The organism is Streptomyces scopuliridis RB72 (genome assembly GCF_000718095.1).
Classification (GTDB): domain Bacteria; phylum Actinomycetota; class Actinomycetes; order Streptomycetales; family Streptomycetaceae; genus Streptomyces; species Streptomyces scopuliridis.
This window is the reverse complement of the sequence record NZ_JOEI01000017.1, coordinates 97,950-123,218: the sequence shown is the minus strand read 5'-3', so window position 1 is coordinate 123,218 and position 25,269 is coordinate 97,950. Positions and strand designations below refer to the sequence as shown.

The following is a 25,269-nucleotide window of genomic DNA, read 5'->3' as shown; positions in this document are numbered from 1 at the left end:
CTCGACAGGATTTCCCCCCGGCCCGGCGACGCGGGACCCAGCCCAGTCCGCGGCTACGCCGCGGCGACCGGCCGGTAGGTGCATACGTTCACGCCCGTGCCGCTGGTGACCGTGGAGACCAGTTCGAGCGTGCGCAGCGCGCCGTCGTCCGGGAAGATCGACTTGCCGCCGCCGAGGAGCACCGGCATCACCATGAGCTGGAGCTCGTCGACCAGGCCCTCGCGCAGGAGGGTGCGCACGAGCGTGGAGCTCCCCATGACCAACAGGTCGCCGCCGTCGGTCTCATGCAGCTTCCGGATGTCGGCGACGGCCTGGCCGCCGGGGATGCGCGTGGTGTTGTTCCACGTCAGCTCGTCGTCGCCCAGCGTCTCGGACACGACGTACTTCGGAAGGGCGTTCAACCTGTCGGCGAACGGATCGCCCGCCCGCTCGGGCCACGCCCCGGCCATCGTCTGCCACGTACGCCGTCCGAACAGCAGCGCGTCCGCCTTGGCCGCCGCGTCGTCGAAGACGCCGCCCAGCGCCTCCGGATCGAAGAACGGATGCGACCAGCCGCCGTGGGCGAACCCGCCGTCGGTGTCCTCCTCAGGTCCGCCCGGCGCCTGCACGACGCCGTCCAGGCTCATGAACGCACAGATCACGATGCGCATGGGACTCGCTCCTCTTTTCGCTCCGGCTTTACGGCAATGAAGCCTTACGGCAATGAAAGCTTCCGGCAATGAAGACTGCCGCACTCCTCCGAAGTCATCGCTCCCTCGGGACACATCCCGTAACGGGACACCCGCCGGAGGGCGTTCGGGCATGATCGAGCGTAGGTCCGCGAGTTCGTGAGAGACGTGAGAAGGGCGGCCGGGCGGTATGCCTGAGGGCTGGGAGTGGGACGACACACTGTTCTTGGGCTCGGCCCCCTATTACCGGCGTGGGCGGCTCCCGTACGCGCCCGGGCTCGCGGAGCTGCTCGCCGGGGTCCTGAAGCTCGACGGCCGGGGGCGGCTGCTCGATGTGGGCTGCGGGCCCGGCATCCTTGCTCTGGGCTTGGCGCACCTGTTCGGCGAGGTGGTCGGCCTGGACCCGGACGGCGGGATGATCGCCGAAGCCGGGCAGCTGGCCGACGAGGCGGGTGTGGCGCGGAAGACGAGGTGGGTGCGGGCCCGGGCCGAGGAACTGCCCGCGGGGCTCGGGACGTTCACCGTCGCGACCTTCGGTCAGTCCTTTCACTGGATGGACCGTGATCTGGTGGCGGCGACGGTCAGGGACATGCTCCGGCCGGCGGGCGCCCTGGTGCATATCGCGGACCTGAAGACGGAGACGCTGACCGTCGACGGTCTCCCGTATCCGGGGGTGCCCTATGCGGCCATCGGCGATCTGGTCGGGCGGTACCTGGGACCGGTCCGACGGGCCGGCCGTGGGGTACTGCTGTACGGAACGCCCAGCGGCGAGGCCGATGTGCTCGGCCGGGCGGGCTTTTCGGGACCGGAGCGTTATGTCGTACCCGGGGGACAGGCGCTGGAACGGTCCTGTGACGACGTCTTGGCGTGGGTGTTCTCGACGTCGTCGTCCGCGCCGCACCTTTTCGGTACGCGGCGTGGCGACTTCGAGGCGGACCTCGGCCGGCTGCTGCGCGAGACCTCGCCGGTGGGCCTGTTCTCCGAGCGTCAGCCGAGCACCGAGGCCTTCGTCTGGCGCGAGCCTTCCGCTCGGTGAGTTCGCCGCCGGCGGCCCGTACCGACGGGTGGCCACGGCGCGCGCGGGTGCGTGTCACCGCGTGGGGCGTGGAGTGGTGACGGTGCCGTTGATCACCATGCGGAAGATCCAGGCGAGGCGCTGCTCGGGGGTGCCGGAGGTGAGGTCGCCGCCGAGCGCGGCGATACGCGGATGCGTGTCGGGGGACGCTTCACGCAACGCGGCGACGAGGGAGTGGAATTCGGCTTCGGCCCCGGCGGTCCGGTCGCGGGTGGAGTGTTCGGCGGCGTTGGCGGTGGCGACCTGGAGCAGTACGTCGACGCCCCAGGCGGCCTGCCCGCCCGGTACCCGGCCCTAGGTGAGGGCGGGCTTGGCGGGCCGCTCGCGGCGGCTGCGGGGTGCGGGGGTTCGCGGAGTCACGGACCCACCCTAACGAACATGTTCGCCACAGACCGGCGGCGCTGGGCTTCGCGCGCAGCGATGGCGGCGGGACTCGCGGCCGGTCGGTGCCGGTGCCGGGAATGAGCGATTGATTTCGCCCCTCCGAGCCCGAGATCATGGCAGCGCGGCCCGGGATCGCCGGGGAACGGGGCAACGGGGCAACGGGGAAGGTTTCACGAATGGCGTGGGACGAGTGGGAGCGGCTCAAAGCCGATGCGGCGGAGCGCGGTTCCACACAGATGCAGTTGAATCAGTATCCGGCCGATCCAGGGGGCGGGACTCCGGCGGGCGCGGCTTCGGGGGATCTGAAGTCGGACAAGAAGGCGTGGGTGACGGCCGGCGAAGGCGTGAGAGGCCTAAAGGACGGCATCGGCAAGGCGTTGACGAAGCTGGACGACGGGCAGGCGGGGCTGGGTGACACCGGCGGCTGCCAGAGCGCGGCGGCGCAGAAGGAGTTGTACGACTCCTGGAAGAAGTACGTCGGTGATGTGAGCGGCCGATGTGACGAGTTGGGCGGGCTTCTGGAGAGGTCGGGGCACGATCTGTCGAAGCCCGACCAGACGCTCAAGGCGGAGTTGGACGCGCTCAAGCTGAAGTATCTGGACACCGAGGCCGTCGGCGGCCAGGCGAAGGAGAAGTGATCCGCGGTCATGGATCTTGCCACGCTGAAGGCCTTCAAGCCGTCGGAGTACGAGGACGCCGGGGATGGCTACCGGGTGACCGGTGACATGGCCAGTGCGGCCAAGGACACGATCGACAACCAGATCTGCGCGGGGGTGCGCAATCGCCTCAAGGGCGAGACAGCGACGGCCGCGCTCCGGGAGCTCCAGGAACTGTCGAAGAACTTCCACTACGTGCAGACCGAGTGCGGTCTGGCGACCACGGCGCTGAACGGTCTCGCCTTCGACATGGCAGCGGCCAAACGGAAGCTGGAGGCGGCGATCGAGGACGCTCGCGCCGACAACTGCACGGTGAATCCGGACGGCTCGGTCGCTTTTCCGGCGGGTAAGAAGCCCGGCGACGAGAAGACCGCTGACGGCGGCACAGTGACCGGGAGTGCCGGGGGCACCCCGACGTCGGACGCCCTGGAGCGCCAGGCGGCGAACATCCACCCGAACCCGAACTACGGCAGGGCGATGGGGTACGCCAACCGGATCGCCGATGCGCTGAAGGAAGCCACGGACGCGGACGCGAAGTGGGCGCCGAAGCTGCGGGCACTGAAGGCCGACGACGACCTCACGGTCTCCAAGCGGGACTGGGCCGACGCGCAGTCGGACATGGGCGGGGTCCGTGAGGCCGGCAGGAGCTACCTCGACTCCCTGCCACAGCCCCCGAAGGACGGCAGTCCGCAGGACAACGCGTCGTGGTGGAAGGGGCTCAGCCCGGAGGAGCAGGCAGCGTGGTCCTCCCTCCGGCCCGATGCCGTGGGGGCGCTCGACGGGCTGCCGTCCACGGTGCGGGACGAGGCGAATCGCATCGTTTTCGAGGAGAAGCGGGGCGAGCTCCAGATGGAACTGGACTCCATCCCGAAGCCGCCTGCCAACGAGTGGACGTGGATTACCGCAGGTATGTACCCGTCCAAGGTGCACACCGACGAATGGATGGAGTGGCACAAGAAGTACGGGGACCGGTACGAGCAGCTCAACAAGTCCCTCAACGGCATGAAGAGCATCCAGGAACGCTTCGACAGGACCGGTGAGCAAGGCCTGCCCGAGGCGTATCTGCTCGGGTTCAGCGCGGAGGGCAACGGCCGGGCGATCGTCGCCAACGGGAATCCGGACACAGCCGACCACCAGGCGGTCTATGTGCCGGGTACGACGTCCAATCTGGGTGGTATCGGCGGCGACATCGACCGGATGGTCAACGTGTGGCGTGTGGCCGACGGAGCCGACAACGGCTCGGTCTCCACGATCACCTGGCTCGGGTACGACGCCCCGCAGAACATCGTCAAGGACTCGCCGTTCAGCCACTACGCGAACGACGGTGCCCCGGCCTACAACCGCTTCCTCGACGGCCTCGACGCGTCGCATACCGCTGAGTCGGACCCGCACCGCACGGCGATCGGCCACTCGTACGGCACGACGCTCATCGGGTCCGCGGCCCGGCAGGGTGACCTGAACGCGGACGATGTGATCCTCGCCGGCAGCCCCGGCGTGCAGGTGAGCAACGCCGATCAGATGGACGTTCCGAAGGGGCACGTCTGGAACCAGGAGGCCGAGGGGGATGCCGTTCCCGACATCGGTCGCTACGGGCACGGGGGAACCGACTGGTACGGAGCCTTTACGACTCCCAGCGACGAACGCTTCGGCGCCAACCAGTTGAACACGGACACCGAAGGCCACAGCGACTACTGGAAAGAGGGCACCGACAGTCTGCGGAACCAGGGTCTGGTGGTGGCGGGCAAGGGTGAGAGCGCCGATCTCAAACCGCCGCCGGACCGCTGGGCGTACACGAAATAGGGACGACCATGTCCTGCGGCACGTGTCCTGTTCCGACCAACCGAGGCTCATCGACTTGAAGATCAAACTGGGTGCATCCGCGCTCCTCGTATCAATCGCCCTCACGACCCTCACTGGATGCGGCATGACTGACACCGGCAGCTCCGACGACATCCCCACGGCGGGCATCAGCACCTCGGAGGAAGCCGCCGACAAGGCGAAGCAGATCTCCAGCGAGATCTACGACCTGATCGGCATCAAGGGAAAGGCGTCCAACACCGGAGCGGGTGTCACGGAGTGCGGCGGGAAGGATCCGGAGAAGTACTTCCAGATCTTTCACCCGTGGACCTTCACTCCGGCAGCGGCCGACCAGCTCGACGGTGTGATGGAACGGCTCAAGGAGGAGCTGCCCAAGCACGGCTGGAAGGTCGTTGATTACGGGCCGGACACGAGCAAGAACAAGAACCTCAGCCTCACGGCCGACAACGACGCGAAGAAGTACAGCGTCAAGATCGCCCACTTCTCGAAGGACAACCCGCCGAACCTCAACCTGATGGTCGTCTCCGGCTGCTACCAGGTGCCGGACGGCGAGAAGGTCGAGCGGTTCTGAAGGCGCTGCCTCCGTAACGGATGGGCGCGGGACGGCGCGGGACGGCCCGCGCCCATCCGCCCGCGCCCACCCGGCTCAGGGCCGCGCCAGCGGCGGTGGGTGATGCCGGGCGTATCCCACCGCTACTGTGTCGCATTTGACGTGCATGGCCGTCAGCGCCTGCAACCGATACTGAAGTGGTAGGTGCCATGGGTGACATGTGGACCGGTGAGAAGGTACGCCTGCGAGGTGTCGAGCTCGAAGACTGGGAGGGCTTTCGTGACCTGGCCCGGAACACCCTCGATGTCCGCAACGCCGACCTGGTCGACCCTCCGCGCTCTGCTGCGGGTTTCCGTTCCTGGACTGCCGAGCGGGCCGGGCGTCCGCCGGGGGGTGAAGCATTCCGCCTGGTGGTCGAGGTGCTGGCCGACCACGCGTTCGCGGGGTCTGTGACAGTCGGAGAGACCGACAGCCGTGCGGGACGATTCAAGACCGGTATCGAGATCATCCGCGATCACCGCCGCAGGGGATACGCGGCCGAGGCAACCGAACTCGTCCTCACCTACATGTTCGCCGAACAGCGCTACAACAAGTGCGAGGTGGAGATCTACGCCTTCAACGATGCCTCCCTCGCCCTCTACCGCAGGCTGGGCTTCGTCGAGGAGGGACGGCTTCGCCAGCATGAATTCTTCGCCGGCGGCTACCACGACGTTGTGCTGCTCGGCATCACCGCCGCCGAACACTGGGCCACACACCAGCGCCCATCGGTGCGGTGATCTTCGCGTCACCTCCTCGGGACAGGGCCCGCGGTCGCCGTGTCGTCGGCCACCTGGGCTTCATCCTCGATGAAACCCTCGTCAGCGTCCGGTCGCCGATGATTCCCGCCGGTCTTCCAGCCCCTTATTGCTCTGAGGGCGCCGGGTGAGCACGAGCGGGCCGGTCTCGGTGATGGCAACCGTGTGCTCGGAATGAGCGGTGCGCGAGCCGTCGGCCGAGCGGATCGTCCAGCCGTCCGGGTCAAAGACGATCTTGTTGGTGCCGGCGGCGAACCAGGGCTCGATCGCGATCGTCAGGCCGGGACGCAGTTTCCAACCGCGGCCGGCACGACCGTCGTTGGGGATGTGCAGGTCCTCGTGCATCGTGCGGCCGATACCGTGACCGCCGAACTCCAGGTTGACCGGGTAGCCGTACTCGGCGGCGACCGCGCCGATGGCCGCCGAGATGTCCCCGAGCTTGTTGCCCGGCTGGGCGACCTTGATCGCGGCTTCGAGGGCGACCTCGGTGGCCTCGATGAGCCGTAGGTCCTCCTCGGCCGGTGTGCCGACGATGACGGAGTGGGCCGAGTCCGCGGCCCAGCCATCGATGCCCACCGCCATATCCATGGTCAGCAGGTCCCCGTCGCGCAGCTTGTAGCTGTGCGGCAATCCGTGCAGCACGGCATCGTTGACCGAGAGGCACACCACGTTACGGAACGGGCCCTTGCCGAACGAGGGTTCGTAGTCCCAATAGCAGGACTCCGCGCCGCGCTCCTTGATCCGGCGGCGAGCGTGATGCTCCAGGTCCAGCAGGTTGACCCCTACTGCGGCGAGGTCACCGAGCTCGGCCAGCACCTGGCCGACGAACTGACCAGTGACGTGCATACGCTCGATGTCTTCTGGAGATTTGTGCTCGATCACTGCGATCCTCGATTCCCCGGGGCACTGACAGGTATATTTATACCAGGGGGTGGCGTGGTTGCCGCCGACTACCTGCGGCCCTAGCATGTGCGCATGGTTCGCCATCCGCTCGCGCCCGAACAGATCGAGGCGGGCCGACGCCTCGGGGCCGCGTTGCGCTCCGCCCGGGCCGGACGCAGCCCCGTTGAAGTGGCCTTGGCGGCAGAGATCTCGCCGGAGACCCTCCGCAAGATCGAGACCGGCCGGCTGCCGACGCCCGCGTTCGGCACCATCGTCCGGCTCAGCGAGGTACTTGGCGTGCCACTGTCCGAACTCGCCATCGTCTGGCGCACCGACCCTGCCCTGAGCAAGGCCTCCTAAGTGTCCCGTCTCAGTAAAAGTGGGCCATCGCGAGGCGGTGACCTGGAGTGGTCCAAGTTGAGTGAGACGGGAATGGCTGGGCTGTCTCACTCAGCCTGAGCAGCGGGCTTCGGCGGGCTATGTGTCATCGCTGCGGCGGTGGGCGTGCCAGAGGTGTCTGAGGGCTTCGAGCTCGGTACGAGGGAAGTGTTCGCCCCACTTGCCTCGATAGCCGCTCTCACCGTAGGTCTGCGCGACCTCGTCGAAGCAGCGGATCACGGTGCGGGCGAGCTGGTCGATGCCGAGCTGGCTGGACCAAATCTCGGTTCCCTTGTTGTCGTGATCGCTGCCGTGACGCAGTTCCAGCACGCGGGTCCAGGTGTCCATGCCTTCGCGGTAGAAGATCCACCGGTAGGCGGTCGGCTCGGCCTCGAACTGGGCACGGGTCTCCGTCTCGCCCGCGACGAGCCGGGCCACCGCGGTCAGGAACTCCTCGGGTGCACTGGTGATGTAGGACGCGGTGAGCTCGACTTTCGCCTGGTGATTTTCAAGGGTGCAGTCGGCCCACCCAGATCCCGCCAGCGTCCAGGTGATGCGTATGCCGGATGTCACTGGTGCTCCTCGGCGAGGAAGGCCCGGACATCGGCCGCCAGGGAAGTCATCTGCTCGCCGGCCTCCAGCCAGGTGGTCACCGAGGCGCCCCAGCCGCCTGCGTCCTGCGTCCAGGGCCGCAAGGCCCAGGTCAGCCCGACGTGGCCGCGGGACCGGAAGACCGCCGACACCGTCAGGTCCCGGTCGTTGGTCTGCCAGCTCCGTTCGCCGTCCCATCCCCGGTAGTCGGCGGCGAGCTCTTCCAGGAACGTGGTGAGATCGCTGTCCCAGATCCAGGCGACGACTTCGTTGACGCGAGCGGTCAGACCGGGGGCCCGCAGCTCAACGGCATAGTGCACGGAGTCTGCGTCGAAGCTGAACCGGTCGCAGAACGTCACGCCGATGGACGCGTTGACCTGGCAGCGGACGGTCACGCTGGCCTTATCGCCAGTGTCGGCGTCTGGTGTGGTCATGGGCGGAACGCTAGGTCAGCAGCCTGTTCGACGTCACTTGGATTCGTTGTCGGTGGGGTGGAGAACGGCTTCGGTGAATTGCACGGACGCGCTCCATGGTGATGCCGGTCCGCTGTTCGACTGCGAGAGGGTGGTCGGTCGGCTCCAACTCGATGAAGGGGCGTTGTCCGATATTGACTGCGACTGACTCGTCTTCAGCGAGACTGGACAGCAAGCGAGACGGGACAGTTGTCCTGTCTCAGATAGGTGTGGGCAGCTTGTCGCGTGTCCTGCATCAGTTGATCCGAGGCAGTGCTCCTGAGCTGACCTGCGCTGCCTCAACTTGACTGAGATGCCGCCAACTCGGTCGTCTCAGTCAAGTTGAGGCATCTAGAGGAGATTGAGTACCTGTCCCGTTCCGGGCGGGCGGCTTTCTCCCGGTGCCAAGATCTGCGCTAGCTCGCCTGGACGCAGACGCCACACAGGCCAAGGTCGCCATCCGTGATGGAGATGTAGGTGTTCAGACAGTCGATGCACTCGGCAAGGTCGTCAAAGGCCGAGCCGCAGGAGAAGCACAGTGAGCGCCGTTCCTCGGGGGCTTGGACGACCCGCGCCCCGTCGACCAACAAGGCGTATTCAGTACAGTTCGGACAGGTCTGAAAGTTGCTGTCGAAATTAACGTCGTATGCCTCGACGTAGTCAGTCAGGGCGTGATTCGGATTAGCCCATGTTGTATGGCAAAAGCGACATGACAGGGGACCTGTGTCCCCGACTACGAGGGTGGCCTCGCCGCAGAAACAGCACTCCAGAGTGCGGTCCTTGCAGTCCTTCAGTTCGTCGGCCAGACGCTTGAGTCGGGTCTCGATGAAGGACTTGATGGTGCGGACGTTGTCGCCCACTCGGACTAGCTCGGATGCGACAGTGGCGGACTCGCCGTCTGGTAGGGCTGGCAGGAGTTGCTCGTGCACGAATGCGATGAGGAAGTCGAGCACTTGGGCTGCACGAGTGTCGACGGCACGGGCATTGGCTCTGAGCCCGTAGTGTTGAAGGGCGTTGCGCCACCGGGAGAGAATCGCCAGGCTCTTAGCAGCCCTGTCTCCGACATCCACGTCAGCGATGTCCTTCAGACGGGCAACGGCCCCGGCAGTCGTGCAGCTCTCGAAGTCGCCAGCTTCGAACCTGGTGCGGGTGGCCTGGCCTGGGTCCTTGAAGACCAAACTCCAGTGTTCGAGCTGAAGGCGAGCCTTGAGTAGAACCTCGGCTGCCCCCTGGAGATGCAAGACCGCATATTTCAAGTCCCGTGGGCGGGGCTGCTCCTCTGCGGTGAGGTGGTCTACGACGCTGAGGAGGTAGTCGACGCCGTTCTGTACCGGCGGGAAGTTCACCTCGTGTGCGAGGGGTTCGGCCAAGCCTGCCTCGACGTTCGAGCGCGGCACTGAATCGCCCTCGCCGGCCCCAGGGTTAACTATCACGGGTTGGATCCTTGCTGAGTCATGTCCCGATTTCCTGCCCAACCTGTTGCTCCGCTGTCGCGGTGGATGGCGAGCTCCGTGGCGGTCAGGCCTGCGGTTGAACCGTCTTGAGCATCTGCAGGGCGACACGGATTTCTTCGACCGCGCTGGCGCGGTCGTCATCCATCTCGTGAAAGTGCATCGTCTTGTTGCGGATCGTTCTGACTCGGTCCAAGCGCTCAGTAAAGCGCGTCTGAGGGAACTGCCAGCCCGTTGCCTCCCACACATCGGAACGGTTCAACAACTGCACGTAATCGCTGAAGTTCATCCCCTTCGTGGCGAGTTTCTGGATCTTGGTCGGGTCGCCCGGCAGGCCGTACTCGCCGGTCGTCTCCTTGATCCGGCGCAGGGCGAGGATAAGGGCGCGGCGCAGCCGGCGTTCCAGTTCCTCCAGGAGTGCGTAGGGCCGTAGTTCCTGTTCGAATCGGTGGGCTAGATCGTGCCCTGTCACGATGCCCGACAGGGTTCCGTCCGGGTTGACGACGAACACGCAGCCGTGGTCCGCGACGTTGACCAGGCAGTCCACCAGAGGGTCGTCAGTGCGTACTGACCGGACCTTCAGAACGGCAGCATCCTTGACGAGCGCGTTCGTGGGGCGGTTCGTCGCGCCGATTTCCCGCCAGGTGATGGAGCCGCGCAGGTGACCGTCATCGTCGAGAACGGGTAGCTGATCGAAGGAGTGCTCGGACATAAGCTCTATGGCGAGGTTCAGTGGGTCGGACAGACGGACCGACGTCAGGTGACTGCGGGCCGAGGGAAGCCGGCCCACCGTCACCACCACCGGGACTGTTCGCGGAGCCTGCGGCTCGTCTTCATCCCCTTCCTCCTCAGCGCCGGTCGCCGTCTCAGCGTCGGTTGCTGTGTCCTCGTCGGGAACGTCGAGGAGTTCAGGTCCTGGATCGTCAGGTTCTACGGTTTCCAGTTCGAGGGCGCCCGTCTCTTGCCCCAGGAGCTGCCGCTCGGCTTCCGGGGCCTGCCCGATGGGGATGACACGGATGGTGTGGTCGATCGGGACCTCGGTAAACGGCGGGACGGTCGAGAGGCCGAACTCAGCCAGATCACGCCGGATGGTGGCGATGGCCTTGGACGAGCGGCTCACGACGTCCCAGATGCTTAGGAAGTCGCGTACGGCAAGTTCTACGGGGCGGCCCTTGGCTGCCTCAGCCACCTTCTCGGCCAGGGCGGCCGGGCCTTCCAGGAGCCTCAAGTGCTTGGGGGCGTCGGGGTTTCCCGGGTCCGGGCTGCCATCGGCAAGGGCAGCGAGCCGGGACGCTGCGTCGAGACGGCGCAGCTCGCTCACAGTGAGGAGCGAGCCGAGCGTGGCACGCAGGTCCGCACGAAATTCGGAGCGTGGCACGTCGGTACGGCTCCAGGTGACGGTGCGTACGTGGCGCAGCCCGGGTGGCGAGTCCGCCCGGTATTGGTAGTCGCCGGTGAGGTACCCGATCGCAACGCTGCCGGCCTTCAGCGGGAGCACGATGATGTCGCCAGGAGTTAGAACGGAACGGAATCGCCACAATTGGCCTTGCCAGTTGCTCAGGACCCGCGGGTTTTCGCGCGGGTAAGCCTTGTCGATCTCTGTGCGGAGGTCGTCCCAGGATGAGCAGTGGGTGAGGTCACCGACCTCGGGCCAGCCAGCGATAGTTAGACTTTCACTGATTGAGGCGTCCTCACGTTCGCCGTCGGCCCCAGCCCGGATCATCCATGCCTTCACCACGCAGCCCCCTCAGGCAGGTCACTGGCACACGTACTCGTCTGAGTATCGCGAGCTTGGTCAGGGGGAGGGTACTCGGGCTGCGGATGCAGCCTGCACACCGGTTGCCTGGCGCACGTGAGCGGCGGGTCAGCGCGCCAACAAAGGTTCCTTGTCTCTGTCGGCAGCGGTCCAGCGATGACCATCTTGTGTTCCCGGATCGCCTAGCACTGCATCAGCGGCATGACCGCAACCGCACGACAGATGTCCCGCAGAGACGACACCTATGGACACGTCTCAAGTGGAAGCAGGCGATGGAGGGGCGGGGTTCGAACCGCGAGGTGAGCGGTGGGATGTGGACTACTCGGGCAAGGCAGCAAAGATCCGGCCGAGGCTCTCGGTCATGTTCCCGCTGCCGCTGATCGTCGAGAAGTGATCAGTCCGAGAGGTGAGGGCAGGGGCAGTTCACCGTGCGTGTGCTGGGGAACGCTTCAAGATCCTTCGGATGAGAAGGGGAGGGAACTGGTCGGGCGGGTGGATGTTTATGAGCCCGTCGACGCTGGCCTCCCGTTGCCGGACGGCCTCGTCGACACGCTGGGCAAGCCGCACGATCTCTTCTTGGAGCCATGGGATGGCGGTTGTTCTTAGTTGCCGCTCCGCGGGGAGTCGCCTGTCGAACTCTCTGCGGAAGTGCTGAACCTCTCCTTGGCTTCCGAGGCCTTGTTCTCGCCAGTAGTGGGAGGCGAAGAGATTGGCGACCTGGACGACGTCGGGGAAGTCGGCGGCCTCGGCGTGTGGGTATGGCCGGTGTCGCCTGATCTCGTCCGGATGGATCAAGCGGAGTCTGCGCTCCGTGCGGTCTGCTGCGTAGCCGTGTTTGGCCAGGTCGCGCCAGAACGTGGAGCATTCCTGGTAGGCGGGCAGGATCCTGCGGTATCTGCCGTGACGGCAGAGCCGGTGGAGGCGGCGTTGAGCGTCCACGATCTCGGGCGCCTTCGCCACGCTGCACTGTCCGCTCGAAGCCATCTCGATGCTTCGCTCAAAGTACGAGTCGTAGGCGGTGCCAATGCCTGTCCAGCGGCGGTGCTTGACGCAGAGGTGGTTGAGGTCTTGAAGCCCCCATATTTCGATCCGCCAGGTGGTCTTTCCGGTATGTGCGGCCGCGCAGAAGTCGCAGGCCCAGGTCCGGTTGATCAACGGGTAGCCCGGCTGGTGCCATGCCGTGGCGGTGGTCAGTTCGGGCAGAGCCTTCTTCAGGGATTTCGGTGTCTGACCGCTGCGAACGGCGAGGAGATCCAGCCTGTCCAGGGGCCTCTCCGCCGAGTAGAAGCGGCGAAGCACGTGCTTCGGGGGGGATTCCGTTGAGCAGCGCGAGTCGTGCTGCATAGGATCGAACAGTCTCATTCGGAAAGGGCGGGGAGGTCAGAGGCAGTGGTCGTGCCGGCCCGGCCGGGGCCGTGACCCCGATCATGCGGATGCCCGGTAGGCGCTCTCGCTGGCGTGATCCACGTGGATGGCGTGCAGTTGTCGCCGGGTGACGCTTTCGCTGCCGTCCAGGATCGCGGAGATGGCTGCGGCCCGAACGAGATGGGAGAGACTGCCGATCATTCCACCGGTCCGCTGGTAGAGGTATTTGTGCAACTTGGTCAATGTGTTGGGGGCGTGCCTGTGCAGGCGAAGGGTGCCCTCCATGGTCGCGACCAGCCCTTCCCATTCATGGCCCAGCGGGAAGGGCCCGGTGTGCAGGAGGGTGCGGCGACCTGCGATCTGGCCGCCGCGGATGCCGGTGAACAGCCCGGAGTGTTCGACGTCGATGCCGGCATAGATGAACGTGGCCGACAGGTGCGCGGTGAAGTACTTCAGATGGTCGGAGAGCTCGTCTCCGGCAATCGTGCCCAAGTTCATGAGGTGGATCTCGTCGACTAGCACCAGGTCCGTGCGGGCCTCTGCCAGCACCTGACAGACGGAATGCGTGATGTCGGCGGTGTTGTGGCGCGGGGTGATGGTCGGGATGTTGAGGAAGCGGGCAAACTCCAAGGCGAGCTTCCGGGGCGATCCTTTCGGCGGTGCGGTGACATAGACCACCGGGATGCGTTGGCCTTCGCCGGATCTCTGCCGAACGCGCAGTTCATGAAGGCGCCCGAGCTGTCGGAGTGCAGTGGTCTTGCCCGTGGTGCGGTCGCCAGAGATGATCAGGCCGCGGCGAGCTCCGTGCTCGCGTCGGTTGAGCAGGGTCAGAAGGCGTCCCTGGTGAGCGACTTCCTTAACTGTGGACGTGCGTACCACTTGTAGCTCTGGGTGGTAGTCGATGCGAGCTTCGTCGTAGTCGGTGCGTTCCTCGTCGTTCATCGACTCCCATCGAGGGCGGGAAGCAAGTCGAAGGGTCTCGGGTCCTTCTCCACGAACCGCCGCCAGCCAGTGAGAGCGGTCTTCTCCGGAGGGGCTCACCACCATCTTTTCGCCTCCTCGCGAGCGTCGAAGATCCCCAGCGGCACCACTTTCGCCAACTCCTCGCCCTCATCGGCGGCATCGGAGTCCTGGGCTGGTTCGGCCGGAAGTGCTTGCGAGGCTGCGGGTGTTTCGGGACGAGGCCAGCCTGGCTGGCTGGCGGCACGGGTGCGGCCGACGACCTTGCGGTCGCGCCGCTCGGCGGCTCGGCCCGTGCTCGTGCGCCGTCGGGCGGGGCGTTCTTCGGGACCGTCAGCGGCCCGGTCAAGCAGCTCGGCGGCAGTCTGGGCGACCGCTTCCTCGTCCGGCTTGCGCCGTTCACGTTCGGCCAGCACCTGGCGGGCCCGGTCGAAGACCAGTTCACCCATTGGGACGGGCGAAGTGCGTAGATGACGCCAGGTCGCGGTGATCCAGCCCGTGCCACGGTGGTTGCGTACCCAGACGCAGGAGATGTCATAAGGGTCGTAGTGGACCTCCCAGAGCCTCCCGTCCGGACCCGCCCCGGAGGGCTGGCGCCTAAAGGGGACAAGGTCGCGGGAATCATAAGTACGGTTGTTGATCCGCACCCCTCCGGGACCGATGACCCTCCATTCGCGGGGCATGAGCTGGATGTACTCCTCCGGGCTCAGCGCGACCGGCACGTATCCGGCCGCCGCCACCAGCGCGGCGTACTTCTCGTTCGGACTCAACGGGCGATCCGGCATCAACGGGTCCCGCAGCCCGCCATGCGGCCTGACCTGCCACGTCGAAACGACCCATTCCTGGAGCAATTCCTGGAGTTCGTGGATGGACCAAACCGCTCGCGCGGACGGATCCCTGCCCCGCATCTCGGCACTCCGGCCGGTGTAGCCGGGCAAATCCTGGCCGAACATCGTTGCCACGGAGCCCAAGGTCCGTTCAATATGCGGCTTGTCGGTCGGGGTGTCCGGATGCACGGGCTGGAATGAGATCCCCAAGTGGCGGCAGGCATTACAGAAGTTGTCCGAGACGAACGCCTTCCCGCGGTCACTGACCACCATCTCCGGGACGATCACCGGCTTCGCAGCGGCTTTGGCCATCCGTTCGTCCAGCGTCAGCGGCGAGGCATAGGGCAGCACCGACCGGGACATGCGCAACGCGTCCGACCAGCCCGGCCGCACCACCTCGGGCGCCATCGCCCGCGCCAGCAGCAGGGCGGCGTCCACCGCCTTCGTCGAGGGCCGTAACACCACCGCAGCCAGTGTCCTCGTCGCCAGATCGACCAGTCCGGTCAGCTCGCAGCGGTCCACTGTCCCGTCATCGTGGACGACCATTACGTCCAGTGGCGTGGTGTCGATCTCCATCACTTCACCTGGTCGTGCTGTCGTCAGCTGCCCGAACATCCGCTTCGGCTGTTTGCCCAGCGAGCGGCGGGTGCGGGCCGAGCCCAGCAGATGTTGCCCGGTCGAGACTGCCTCCACCAAGCGGTAGAACGTCGCCCTGGAGGGCATCGGAACCGCTCCCGTGTCGTGCTCGGCAGCCAGCAGGCGTTCGACCTTGCGCCGCAGCACCTGCGCGGACACGGTCGGCTCGTCGGTCCGGCTGCTGACGATCTTTTCGATGGCCTCGACCACCCGCTGATCGGCCCGGCTCGTGCCGGTGGCGGGCTTGCGCTGCCGACCGTCCACCAAACCCGCCATCCCTTCGCGCTCGAAGCGGGAGCGCATCCGGCGCAGCGTGCTCAGTCCCACCTCCTCGCCGGCTTCGCGTAGTTCGGCGAGCTTGGCCAACTCCCGCTGCCGCAAGGAGTTCACGGCCGGGTCGTACTCGGCCTTCACCGGGGTGCGGGCATCGACGTCTGGACGGCCCGTAAGCAGTTCGGTCAGGTGCCTTCGCCACCACTCGGCCCGCTCTGCGGCGTCTTCGGGCAGCCCCTCCAGGACCCCCGCATCGGGCAGCGGCGGGCGGCTCGGCGCACTGCTGAGCACGGTGAACCCTTCAGAGGCCAGCAAGTTCCCCAGCAGCACCACACAGGCGGCCAGGGCGTCATCCACCAGCCGCACCGAAGTGCCGTGCAAGGCGGCCACGGTGTGCTCGCGCCCGTCGTAGCGAACCCGATCACCCAGCGACAGCAGCTGCGGACGCGCCGGCATCCCCGCCCACCTCCTTCGCCACCGCAGGAACGAGGTGCACGCGCGTGGCCCCCGCCAGCAACTCGCCCCCCAGGTCAGCGGCTAACACTCGGCGCCACAACAGGTGAAAGAGCACCGGCAGCGTGGCGATCGGATCCCCGACTTCCCGGGCCCCCGCAAGCAGTCCCTGCGGCTCTGCGAACACCGCTTGCAGGGCATCGGCGACCGGCTCGCGCCGCACCCGCGGGTGCCGGTAGCCCGATAGCCAGCGCAGATTCGCCGCCAGCACGGGATCGAGTATCCCGACCCGCTCGAAGCCCCAGCCAACCCGGGCGCAGGCCGCGGCCGTGGCCGCGAACTTCGCCGCGTCATCTGGCTCGATCCGATCGTCCGGACGTACGTCCAGCACCACAGCGGTGCCGTCCCGACGGCGTACGAAGTAGTCCGGTGTATGGCGGGTCCGCCGGGCCCGGTCGCCGTACCGCCACGACAGCCGGAACGGCTGCGAGGCCACCGCCACCACATCCGGCTCGGCGTCCAGCCTCATCAGGTGCCCGAGTTCCACCCACGACTCATAGCCCACCAGGTCACCACCTGTAGCAGCCCAGTACCAGCCCGGGAAGTTCCGCTGCCCCCGGTACGAAGGGAACCCGCGTACCTGCCCGGCTGCCTCGAATCGGGTCGGCCACATCACCTCAAGCGGCCCGCCGTGCGGCTCGCCGCAGGCGTCTACGTACTCCAGCCAGAAGTCCTCCTCAGCCATCAGCCACCCCCGCTCGCCACCCACCCGATACGAAGACCGTAGGGACCCCGGTGCGGCAGTGGGTCAAGAAGAGCGAGACAGATCGAAAGATGGTCAAGGTTGACTGAGACGAGCGACCAGATAGTTCAGATAGACCAAGACTGGCTCATCTTCAGCGAGACACGTTGTCCGATCTCAGGAAGGTCCGGGCGCGGTGATGCGCTGACCTGTGGTGCCCGGACTTGAGTGAGACCGGAGCCACGGTCCGGTCTCACTCAAGTCCGGGCAGCCGCAATTGTGATAGTCCCCCGCCAGGCTCTGCTGATCACAGCGTGCCCATGTGGCCCTCACCGGTACGGGCGCAGCGCGCGGTGAAGGGCGGAGAACTCGTTGGACGGCGAGATGCCAGGGATCTGCATCACCTCCCCAACCGCACGGGCGTTGCTGCGCATGCAGCTTGGGCTGTCGGGCTTATCGATCTTCCAGGAGAGGCCGGTGGGGCGGATGTGTGGGTCCTCGCCAGCGTCGACCAGGGCGATGGGGCCGATGTCGAGGTCGCTACCGTCTTCGTCGTGGAGTCGGATGGTGACCACGCCTATCCACGGTGCGTGGCCAGCCTCCTGCGAGTCCGGGCCGATGGCCAGGGTGAACCGGTCGTTCTCGCCCGACTTCACATCGAAGTGGATGTCCTCTGTCGTCTTGGTGAAGGGAGGCTTCCTCGACAGCGGGATCTCAATAGCGTAGTTCGCTGTAGTTTGCAGGTCCCCGCCCACGCCCTTACAGCTTGTGAGGCTTTCGGAGCTTGTCACGTTCACGCTTACCTTCTTGATGAACGCTGCGCCGCTGCCGCGGTTGCGGACCGCGATGTCGACTACGGGGCCGCTGAGCCCGGTCACCTTCTTCGTGGAATCGCTGCTTCTTTCCGTTCCCTTCAGCGTGTCAGTGAAGTGCGCGCTCACTGACGTCACTTCCAGCAGCCCCTTGCGCTCGGCCTCTGTCTTTGCTGTCTTCGCCTGGCTGTCGCCGCTGATTGCGGAGTCGATTGATGGGACCAGGGCGATGATGCTGATGATCAGTGCAGCGGTAGACATGATCGTGCTAGGGGTCCGCCAGGATTCTGTTTGTGGCACGACGGAGCTGGTCCTTTCTTCCGGTGAATCTCGGGCGAGCAGCGCTTCCGGTTGGTGATGTTTGGGCCCCCGTTGTGGGCGTACTCATCCGGAAAGTGAGTTTCCGGTGGAGATGTCGTAGGCAGCAATGTGCCCGTCGTAGGTATAAACCAGATCGCCTCCGGCGATCAGGGCTACGTCCTTCTTCACAGGGGTGGACCAGATCACCTCGCCGACGCTGGTATCGACCGCGATCAGCTTGGCGCTCTGGTGAATGGTCGTGAGAAGCGCCATTCCCGGGGGGCCGGCAGTAGGGGGGTGGGTCGGGTGCTCCATCCCCAACCGCCACCGTTCTTCGCCGGTCTTAGGGTCGAGTCCGAGGATGGGATAGCGGTCGCCCTTGTCCGGCACGGGAAGGATGACGAGAAGGAGCCCGTCGTGCACCATCAGATGCACTTCCGGCCCCTGCAGAGGCACGGACCACGCTGTCGCTCCGCTGTGGCTATGCAGGGCCAGCAGCAGATCCCCGGAGACTAAGTAGAGAAAGCTGCCGTTCGCCAGGGAACTCCCAAGGGGCGGCAGAGTGCGGGTCCACTGGCTGTGGCCCGTTGCGGCCGACACCGTGCGCACTTCCCCATCGATGGATTTCCAACCGTTTACTACGCTGCCGTCGCTTTGGGGGATGGGTGCTTCGACCATTCGGCTACCGATCGCGTAGATGTACCCACCGGCTGCATGGTGTTCGATGTTCTCCGTGTAGTCCGTCGGCTCCGGGTTGGGAAGGGACCACTTCTCCTGCCCGGTGCTGCCCTCCAACGCCAACACCCCGTCACTGCGACTGCTCATCAGCAGGGCGCTTCCATGCGGTGCCATCCATTCCCAGCCCATCCTGACTGGGGCGATCCTGGTCTGCCAGAGCACCTCACCGTCCACCGCGGACATTCCGCACACGGACGTTCTAGTCACTGCTACAACGGTGTCACGAAAGTGCGTAATGTCATGGATGCTCTCAGGGAAGGCGTGACGCCACATGCGACGCCCATCCGCAGCACATAGCGCCGTCAACTCACCGGTTACATCGTTGAACCCACCGCCGACGAAGACTTGCCCCTTCGCGACGATGAGCTGAGGGTAATACTCCGAGCCCTTTTCGACCCTCTCCAACGAGTAGCGCCAGCGCAGGTGCCCTGTGCGTGCGTCACGCAACCACACAACGAGGTCTGCATCTGCCCCGTAGAGCCACTCGCCGGAAAGAACCAGCGAGTTAGGCATCAATACGGAAGACGGCACGGGCCACACCAGCGACCCGGGTGACGGATCCGGCTTGGGCCACGATGGGCAGTCCCGTCTGCCGCGAGCATCTCCATTACCGCCTCCCACGCAGGCGGAGGTCCCACCTGCGGAACACACTGAGACAGCCGCCCAGGCCACGAACGACCTCCGCGAGATGCCATGTAACGCGGCACGGACAACAGCCATGAGTGCTCCCCCGATACACGCGCGCAGCTAGTCGGCCGTCGGCTTGGCAGGCGCACTGCACGTATGCGTAAACTTCTCCGCGGCTTACGGTACGTCAGGCATCTAGATGTTGCCCAGGAGGTCGTCGCGCTGCTGGACCCAGGTGCCGCTGCCGTCGCGGGCGACGTGGTCGTACTCGGGCGGCACAAGGCCTGCGGATCACTGATCGGCCTCCGGTAAACACCTCCCCCAGATGTCGCTGCAACCATTCGCCCGCTCAAGTGGCCTGTATAGCAACCCGTCCAGCACTCCCGCTGCCAAGAACCACCGTCCGGGGTGACGACCTCAAAGCCATCGCAGGTCAGTAATGCCCGGAGATGACTGAGACGCCACCTCGGATGCCCGGAGATCTCCGAGACTGCCCGGACATCGCCGAGACAGGACACGTGCTCAGGCTCACGCAGGGTCGACTGTTGCTTGGAACACTTTTGCAAGCATGCGCTTGCAATAGTTAGCGGGGCGACGCAGGATGGCCGTATGGCATCACTCAACGTCGGCAATCTCGGTGAGTATCTGCGCGAGCAGCGGCGCAGCGCGCGGCTGTCGCTGCGGCAGCTCGCCGATGCCGCCGGGGTGTCCAATCCGTATCTGAGCCAGATCGAGCGCGGGCTGCGCAAGCCGAGCGCGGACATTCTGCAGCAGCTGGCCAAGGCGCTGCGGATCTCCGCCGAGACGCTGTATGTGCAGGCCGGGATGCTCGACGAGCGGGAGCGGGAGGAGCTGGAGACGCGTGCCGTCATCCTCGCCGACCCCTCGATAAACGAGCGGCAGAAGCAGGTGCTTCTCCAGATCTACGAGTCGTTCCGCAAGGAGAACGCACTCGACGCGGAGAGTACGGAGGACACGGAAGCCCCCGAAACGGAAGCCCCCGAAACGGAAGCCTCCGAACGAGAGGCCGGTGCGGACGCCGGTGGTTCCGGAAGCTCCCGGGGCTCCTCCGGCTCCTCCGGCGCGACAGACGGCAGTGCTGCCACCCCACCCTCAAACTGATCCGGGAGGACCACAGTCATGGCCATCACCGATGACCTGCGTAAGACCCTCACCGACCCGACGCCCCTCTACTTCGCGGCCGGCACCGCCGATATCGCCGTCGAGCAGGCCAAGAAGGTGCCCGGTCTGATCGAGCAGCTGCGGGCCGAGGCCCCCGGCCGGTTCGAGGCGGTGCGGAACTCCGACCCCAAGGCCGTGCAGGAGAGGGTCTCCGTCCAGGCCAAGGAGGCCCAGGCGACCGTTCAGGCCAAGGTCACCGAAGTGATCGGCTCGCTCGACACCGATCTGAAGAAGCTGGGCGAGACCGCTCAGGACCTGGCGCTGCGGAGCGTGGGCGTCGCCGCGGAGTACGCGGTCAAGGCCCGCGAGACGTACGAGAAGGTCGCCGAGCGCGGCGAGCAGACCGTGCGGGCCTGGCGCGGTGAGGCCGCGGACGAGATCACCGAGATCGCCGTCGCCGTCGAGCCCGAGCCGGTGCGGAAGGCCGCCCCGAAGCCGGCTCCGAAGACGGAGACGAAGGCCCAGACCAGGGGCGCCGTAAAGCCTGTGGGCAAGCCCGCGTTCAAGTCCGCCGTCAAGCCCGCGCCGAAGGCCGAGCCCAAGACCGCCGCCGCGAAGAAGACCACCCCGCGCAAGGTGACGGCGAAGAAGACCACCCCGCCGGCCGGCAAGTAACCGACCGCGAACCGCACACCCGCGACGGAGGCGGGCCGGGCACCTCGGGGGTGTCCGGCCCGTTATGCAGGTACCTTGGCGTACGGGCCGCGACGTCTCCTCCACCCCTTAGGCGGTGCTCCGCATGTTGCTCGAAGGATTCGGCACTCTTCTCTGGCTGCTCAATCTGGCCATGCTCGTCCTGGCCATCATCGCGCTGTTCCTCTCCGCCACGGCTCGTGAGGACGCCTATCGCGCGGCGGACAAGCAGACGAAGAAGTTCTGGCTGATCATTCTCGGGGTCACGGTCGCCGTGAACCTCTTCGTACCGATGCTGTTCCTGCAGATCGCCGGGCTTGTCGCCACGATCGTCTTCATGGTCGACGTACGGCCGGCCATCCACGCGATCTCCGGTGGCGGCGGCGGGCGCCGGGGCGGCGGTTCCAGCAGTGACGGTCCTTACGGGCCCTACAACGGCGGGCGCTAGACAGAGCCGACAGAGCCGGCAGAGCCGCTCCGGCCCAGCAGCAGTACCGCCACGTCGTCGGTCAGCTCCCCGCCGTTCAGTTCGCGTGCCCGGGCTACCGCCGCCTCCAGCAGGTCGTCGCCGGTCAGGCCCTCGGCCAGCTGGCGGTTGATCATCTCGACCATGCCCTCCTGGCCGAGACGCTGCGTGGCGCCCGGGCCGATCCGGCCCTCGATCAGCCCGTCGGTGTACATCATCAGACTCCACGATCCGCCCAGTTCGACCTGTCGGCGTGGCCAGCGTGCGCGCGGCAGCAGCCCGAGGGCCGGGCCGCCCTCCTCGTTCGGGAGCAGTTGCGCCGCCCGCCCCCGGCGGGTGATCAGCGGTGACGGATGGCCCGCCAGGCACAGGCCCGCCCGCCGGCCGTCGGGCGCGATGTCGACCGTGCAGAGCGTCGCGAAGATCTCCTCGCTCTCCCGCTCGTGCTCCAGGACCTCCTGAAGCGTGGAGAGCAACTGGTCGCCGCAGAGCCCCGCCAGCGTCAGCGCGCGCCACGCGATCCGCAGCTCCACGCCGAGCGCCGCCTCATCGGGGCCATGGCCGCAGACGTCGCCGATCATCGCGTGCACCGTGCCGTCCGGCGTACGGACCGTGTCGTAGAAGTCCCCGCCCAGCAGGGCCCTGGAGCGGCCGGGCCGGTAGCGGGCCGCGAAGCTCAGGTCCGAGCCCTGGAGCAGGGGAGTGGGCAGCAGTCCGCGCTCCAGCCGGGCGTTCTCCTGCGCGCGCAGCCGGGACTCGGTCAGCTGGCGCTGCGCGACATCCGCCCGCTTGCGCTCGACGGCGTACCGGATGGCGCGGCTCAGCAGCCGGCTGTCCAGCTCGTCGCGGAACAGATAGTCCTGGGCGCCGACCCGTACCGCCGCGGCGGCGCGCTCGGCGTCACCCTCCGCCGCCAGCGCGAGGACGGCATGGCGCGGTGCGAGCCGCAGGACGTGCTTCAGCGGGGCCAGCTCGTCGCTGTCCTTCGTCCCGGGAAGGGCCAGGTCCACCAGGATGCAGTGGATGTCGTCGGTGAGCAGCCGCTCGGCCTCGGTGAGGTTGCGGGCGGTACGGATACGCAGGCGCGTGCCGGTCCCCTCCGGCAGCTCGGGAGCGGAGAAGATGCCCGCCGGGTCGTCCTCGATGACCAGGAGGACGAGGTCGCCGCCGTTGGCGGTCTCCGCGGCGGGCTGCCTCTCCACTGCTGAACCTGTGCGCTGCCGCGGAACGGGTACGGGTACGGGCATCGGTCTGGGATTCCTTTCCCTCCCCCCGAGGGCGCGGGTGGGGCGACGATCGACGCCTCACCAGACGGGGACCATAGCGTTAGCCGCCGCCCCAGCGGAATGGCGTACGGATGAAGAGCCAGCGTCATATGCCGCTTCCTGTCACGCATCCGGCGCGATCGGGCGCCCAGCGGCCATGACAAACATCACGTACGGCTGCTCCGGGCTCACCGCCGAGGCGTGAGGGCCGGTGTGTGTCCGTACGGGAACGGTTGGCCTGGATCGCCCCTATTTGTCCGGGCGTACGACCCCGAGGATCCGCATCGATCCCGCACCCGCCAGCGTCACGTTCCGCCCCGGCCGGGGCGCGTGCACGATCGCGCCGTCCCCGATGTACATCCCGACATGGCTCGCGTCCTGGTGGTAAATGATCAGGTCGCCGGGGCGCATGTCCTTGATGTCGATCCTCGGCAGCAGCCGCCACTGCTCCTGCGAGGTGCGCGGGATGGGCCGCCCGGCCGCCGCCCACGCCTGGGAGGTGAGCCCGGAGCAGTCGTACGAGGACGGTCCCTCCGCGCCCCAGACGTACGGCTTGCCGATCTGCTCCGTCGCGAACGCGATCGCCTTCTTGCCCCGCTCGCTCGACGAGCGGTTGATGTCCTTCAGCGCTCCGGAGCCGAGCCAGGCCGTCTGCGCCTTCAGCGCCGCGTCGCTCTCCAGCCGCGCCAGCCGCGCCCGCTCTTCCTTCTCCAGGCCGGCTTCGAGCTTCTCGGCGGCGGCGATCTGCTTCGTGATCTCCTTCTTCGCCTTCTCCTTCTTGACCCGGCCGGCCTCCAGCCGCTGCCACTGCGTGGACGCGTCGGCGGTGTACGTCTTCAGGTCTTCCTGCGCCCGGGAGAGTTCGGCGATGAGATCGTGGGTGGCCTTCTGGCCCTGCTGTATACGTCCGACCGCGTCCAGGAAGAGCCGCGGATCGTCGACGAGGACGAGCTGCGCCTCGGGCGGCAGCCCGCCGCCCCTGTACTGCGCGCGGGCGGCGGCGCCCGCGCGCTTCTTCAGCTCGTCGATCCGCAGCTGGCCGCTGACGATGTCCTCGGCCAGCTCGATGACCTCGGCCGACTGCTTCTTGGTCTCTTCCTCGGCGAGGTTGTACGCGTCGGTGGCGGACGCGGCCTTCTGGTAGAGGGCCTCGATCTCCTTGCGGATGTCTTCGAGGGACTTCTTGCCCGGGCCGGTGGTCGAGCCGGGGGCGGGCGACGACGCGGCGCCGGGCGGGAGTTCGACCGGGGGCGGGGCGACGGCCGACGCGGACGATGCGGGGCTGGGGTCCGGGCCGGGGGCCGCGTACGCCCCGTTCATCATGACCGGCGACGCCAGTACGGCGAGCGCGCAGACCACGGTGATCGCGGCAGCGGCACTACGACGTCGGTTCACCAAGCTCCCCCTCCGAGCCAACCCACCACACGACATGACACGCGCGAATCTGACGAACCGTCAGCAACCGCTTCCGACGCCGCGATCGTGTCATGCCCTCGGTCAAAGGGACAGAGGGACCAGGGCATCTCACAGGAAGCACCCGCCCCGGTGAGGACGAACGGGCAGCCGTTCGCGTTCCCGGGGTCAGCCCGCGCTGCCCCGTCCGTCACCCGCGCTGCCCGCGCTGCCCCGTCCGTCACCCGCGCTGCCCGCGCCGCCCCGTCCGTCATCCGCGCTGTCCGCGCCGCCCCGTCCGTCACCCGTGCCCGAACCGGGCGCGAGCGCCGACCAGTTCACCGTCACCTCGCCCTGCCGCCGCCTGCGCGGATCGTCCACGAGCGGCCAGTCGGCCGCCAGATCCCGTACGGCCCTGATCCACCGCTGCCGCGCGCCCAGCGAGGCGTACGGGGCCGCCGCGGCCCACGCCCGGTCGAAATCGCGCAGGAACGCGTGGACCGGCTCGCCCGGCACATTGCGGTGGATCAGCGCCTTCGGCAGCCGCTCGGCCAGATCGGAGGGCCGGTCCAGCGAGCCGAGCCGGGTCGCGAACGTCACCGTCCGCGGCCCCTCGGGACCGAGCGCCACCCACACATGCCGTCGGCCGATCTCGTCGCACGTCCCCTCGACCAGCAGTCCGCCGGGCGCGAGCCGGGCGCACAGCCGCGCCCAGACCGCGGCGACCTCGTCCTCGTCGTACTGCCGCAGCACATTGGCCGCGCGGATGAGCACCGGCCGTACGCCCCCGGGCAGCGGGACCTCGAAGCCGCCGTGCCGGAACCGGAGCCCGTCCCGCTCGTACGGGCGCGCGGCGGCGACCCGGGCCGGATCGATCTCGACGCCGACGACTTCGGTACGCGGCTCCGCCGTGCGCAGCCGCCGCAGCAGCTCGACCGCCGTCCAGGGGGCGGCGCCGTACCCCAGATCCACCACGACCGGGTCCGCCGAGCGGCGCAGCGCCGGACCGTGCGTGGCGGCGATCCAGCGGTCCATGCGGCGCAGCCGGTTCTGGTGGGTGGTGCCACGGGTCACCGTGCCCACCGGGCGGGGAGAACGGGAGGTCGCGGGCGCCATGGGAATGAGCGTAACGACACCGGGCGG

The 25,269-nt window shown here is 67.2% G+C and carries 26 protein-coding genes and 1 pseudogene; 10 read left to right on the top strand and 17 right to left on the bottom strand.

Features of this window, described 5'->3' with window-relative positions; all coding sequences use genetic code 11:
- Positions 1-53: 53 nt before the first annotated feature.
- Positions 54-650 (bottom strand): dihydrofolate reductase family protein, encoded by a 597-nt coding sequence (locus IF11_RS0122145; RefSeq protein WP_030353421.1) that lies wholly within the window; start codon positions 648-650, stop codon positions 54-56.
- Between the two features lie 208 nt (positions 651-858).
- Here IF11_RS0122145 and IF11_RS0122140 point away from each other — a divergent pair, with 208 nt between their 5' ends.
- A complete protein-coding gene (locus tag IF11_RS0122140) occupies positions 859-1,704 on the top strand; it encodes a class I SAM-dependent methyltransferase (protein ID WP_030353420.1) in 846 nt (281 codons plus the stop codon).
- A 54-nt stretch (positions 1,705-1,758) separates the two neighbouring features.
- Here IF11_RS0122140 and IF11_RS41630 read toward each other — a convergent pair whose 3' ends face one another.
- Positions 1,759-1,902 (bottom strand): hypothetical protein, encoded by a 144-nt coding sequence (locus IF11_RS41630; RefSeq protein ID WP_206300721.1) that lies wholly within the window; start codon positions 1,900-1,902, stop codon positions 1,759-1,761.
- A gap of 401 nt (positions 1,903-2,303) precedes the next feature.
- Between IF11_RS41630 and IF11_RS0122130 the strand changes: the two genes are divergently transcribed.
- The 4 genes from IF11_RS0122130 to IF11_RS0122115 all read left to right on the top strand — a co-directional run bounded on the left by IF11_RS0122130 (position 2,304) and on the right by IF11_RS0122115 (position 5,927).
- Positions 2,304-2,765: a hypothetical protein gene (locus IF11_RS0122130; protein WP_030353418.1), complete on the top strand. Its 462-nt coding sequence runs from the start codon at positions 2,304-2,306 to the stop codon at positions 2,763-2,765.
- A 9-nt stretch (positions 2,766-2,774) separates the two neighbouring features.
- Positions 2,775-4,583 (top strand): alpha/beta hydrolase, encoded by a 1,809-nt coding sequence (locus tag IF11_RS0122125; RefSeq protein WP_030353417.1) that lies wholly within the window; start codon positions 2,775-2,777, stop codon positions 4,581-4,583.
- Positions 4,584-4,707: 124 nt separating this feature from the next.
- A complete protein-coding gene (locus IF11_RS0122120; protein WP_240627845.1) occupies positions 4,708-5,172 on the top strand; it encodes a hypothetical protein in 465 nt (154 codons plus the stop codon).
- A gap of 188 nt (positions 5,173-5,360) precedes the next feature.
- Positions 5,361-5,927 (top strand): GNAT family N-acetyltransferase, encoded by a 567-nt coding sequence (locus IF11_RS0122115; RefSeq protein ID WP_030353415.1) that lies wholly within the window; start codon positions 5,361-5,363, stop codon positions 5,925-5,927.
- Between the two features lie 81 nt (positions 5,928-6,008).
- On the opposite strand, the gene map is transcribed toward IF11_RS0122115, so the two are convergent.
- The gene (map, locus tag IF11_RS0122110; RefSeq protein ID WP_030353414.1) at positions 6,009-6,827 is read right to left on the bottom strand and encodes a type I methionyl aminopeptidase; all 819 of its coding nucleotides are present in this window, start codon (positions 6,825-6,827) and stop codon (positions 6,009-6,011) included.
- A 93-nt stretch (positions 6,828-6,920) separates the two neighbouring features.
- On the opposite strand from map, the gene IF11_RS0122105 reads away from it, so the two are divergent.
- The gene (locus IF11_RS0122105) at positions 6,921-7,187 is read left to right on the top strand and encodes a helix-turn-helix domain-containing protein (RefSeq protein WP_030353413.1); all 267 of its coding nucleotides are present in this window, start codon (positions 6,921-6,923) and stop codon (positions 7,185-7,187) included.
- A gap of 117 nt (positions 7,188-7,304) precedes the next feature.
- On the opposite strand, the gene IF11_RS0122100 is transcribed toward IF11_RS0122105, so the two are convergent.
- The 5 genes and pseudogenes from IF11_RS0122100 to IF11_RS37880 form a co-directional block, all read right to left on the bottom strand.
- Positions 7,305-7,778, bottom strand: coding sequence for a hypothetical protein (locus tag IF11_RS0122100; RefSeq protein WP_169746439.1), 474 nt, complete (start codon positions 7,776-7,778; stop codon positions 7,305-7,307).
- Complete coding sequence (locus IF11_RS0122095) at positions 7,775-8,230, bottom strand: DUF6228 family protein (RefSeq protein WP_030353411.1); 456 nt, start codon at positions 8,228-8,230, stop codon at positions 7,775-7,777. Before IF11_RS0122095 ends, IF11_RS0122100 begins: the two co-directional genes overlap by 4 nt.
- Before the next feature lie 33 nt (positions 8,231-8,263).
- Positions 8,264-8,402, bottom strand: a pseudogene (locus IF11_RS42215) (DUF2199 domain-containing protein); the annotation flags it as partial.
- 262 nt (positions 8,403-8,664) lie between these two features.
- A complete protein-coding gene (locus tag IF11_RS0122090) occupies positions 8,665-9,681 on the bottom strand; it encodes a hypothetical protein (protein WP_240627843.1) in 1,017 nt (338 codons plus the stop codon).
- 85 nt (positions 9,682-9,766) lie between these two features.
- Positions 9,767-11,437, bottom strand: a complete 1,671-nt coding sequence (locus IF11_RS37880) for a CBS domain-containing protein (protein ID WP_133243306.1) — start codon at positions 11,435-11,437, stop codon at positions 9,767-9,769.
- Between the two features lie 277 nt (positions 11,438-11,714).
- Between IF11_RS37880 and IF11_RS42735 the strand changes: the two genes are divergently transcribed.
- Positions 11,715-11,849, top strand: a complete 135-nt coding sequence (locus tag IF11_RS42735) for a hypothetical protein (RefSeq protein ID WP_276311363.1) — start codon at positions 11,715-11,717, stop codon at positions 11,847-11,849.
- Positions 11,850-11,878: 29 nt separating this feature from the next.
- On the opposite strand, the gene IF11_RS0122075 is transcribed toward IF11_RS42735, so the two are convergent.
- From IF11_RS0122075 to IF11_RS0122045, 6 genes are all read right to left on the bottom strand, one after another.
- Positions 11,879-12,817, bottom strand: a complete 939-nt coding sequence (locus IF11_RS0122075) for a hypothetical protein (protein ID WP_133243305.1) — start codon at positions 12,815-12,817, stop codon at positions 11,879-11,881.
- 63 nt (positions 12,818-12,880) lie between these two features.
- Positions 12,881-13,762 carry a TniB family NTP-binding protein gene (locus IF11_RS36875; protein WP_240627841.1) on the bottom strand — a complete coding sequence of 294 codons (882 nt, stop codon included), beginning with the start codon at positions 13,760-13,762 and terminating at the stop codon, positions 12,881-12,883.
- A gap of 95 nt (positions 13,763-13,857) precedes the next feature.
- Positions 13,858-15,972: a Mu transposase C-terminal domain-containing protein gene (locus tag IF11_RS0122065; RefSeq protein ID WP_030353407.1), complete on the bottom strand. Its 2,115-nt coding sequence runs from the start codon at positions 15,970-15,972 to the stop codon at positions 13,858-13,860.
- Positions 15,938-16,714, bottom strand: a complete 777-nt coding sequence (locus IF11_RS0122060; RefSeq protein ID WP_030353406.1) for a TnsA-like heteromeric transposase endonuclease subunit — start codon at positions 16,712-16,714, stop codon at positions 15,938-15,940. The genes IF11_RS0122065 and IF11_RS0122060 overlap by 35 nt, the downstream gene beginning before the upstream one ends.
- 326 nt (positions 16,715-17,040) lie before the next feature.
- Positions 17,041-17,784 carry a hypothetical protein gene (locus IF11_RS40985; RefSeq protein WP_133243304.1) on the bottom strand — a complete coding sequence of 248 codons (744 nt, stop codon included), beginning with the start codon at positions 17,782-17,784 and terminating at the stop codon, positions 17,041-17,043.
- 123 nt (positions 17,785-17,907) lie between these two features.
- Complete coding sequence (locus IF11_RS0122045; protein WP_030353403.1) at positions 17,908-19,092, bottom strand: outer membrane protein assembly factor BamB family protein; 1,185 nt, start codon at positions 19,090-19,092, stop codon at positions 17,908-17,910.
- A gap of 705 nt (positions 19,093-19,797) precedes the next feature.
- On the opposite strand from IF11_RS0122045, the gene IF11_RS36870 reads away from it, so the two are divergent.
- The 3 genes from IF11_RS36870 to IF11_RS0122025 all read left to right on the top strand — a co-directional run bounded on the left by IF11_RS36870 (position 19,798) and on the right by IF11_RS0122025 (position 21,451).
- Complete coding sequence (locus IF11_RS36870; RefSeq protein ID WP_051746127.1) at positions 19,798-20,310, top strand: helix-turn-helix domain-containing protein; 513 nt, start codon at positions 19,798-19,800, stop codon at positions 20,308-20,310.
- An 18-nt stretch (positions 20,311-20,328) separates the two neighbouring features.
- Complete coding sequence (locus IF11_RS0122030) at positions 20,329-20,985, top strand: hypothetical protein (protein WP_030353401.1); 657 nt, start codon at positions 20,329-20,331, stop codon at positions 20,983-20,985.
- 124 nt (positions 20,986-21,109) lie between these two features.
- Positions 21,110-21,451 (top strand): DUF2516 family protein, encoded by a 342-nt coding sequence (locus IF11_RS0122025; RefSeq protein WP_030353400.1) that lies wholly within the window; start codon positions 21,110-21,112, stop codon positions 21,449-21,451.
- On the opposite strand, the gene IF11_RS0122020 is transcribed toward IF11_RS0122025, so the two are convergent.
- From IF11_RS0122020 to IF11_RS0122010, 3 genes are all read right to left on the bottom strand, one after another.
- Complete coding sequence (locus tag IF11_RS0122020) at positions 21,448-22,716, bottom strand: PP2C family protein-serine/threonine phosphatase (protein WP_037728266.1); 1,269 nt, start codon at positions 22,714-22,716, stop codon at positions 21,448-21,450. The genes IF11_RS0122025 and IF11_RS0122020 overlap by 4 nt on opposite strands.
- A gap of 267 nt (positions 22,717-22,983) precedes the next feature.
- Positions 22,984-24,129, bottom strand: coding sequence for a C40 family peptidase (locus IF11_RS0122015; protein ID WP_030353398.1), 1,146 nt, complete (start codon positions 24,127-24,129; stop codon positions 22,984-22,986).
- A 186-nt stretch (positions 24,130-24,315) separates the two neighbouring features.
- Complete coding sequence (locus tag IF11_RS0122010; protein WP_244888239.1) at positions 24,316-25,242, bottom strand: class I SAM-dependent methyltransferase; 927 nt, start codon at positions 25,240-25,242, stop codon at positions 24,316-24,318.
- Positions 25,243-25,269: the final 27 nt, after the last annotated feature.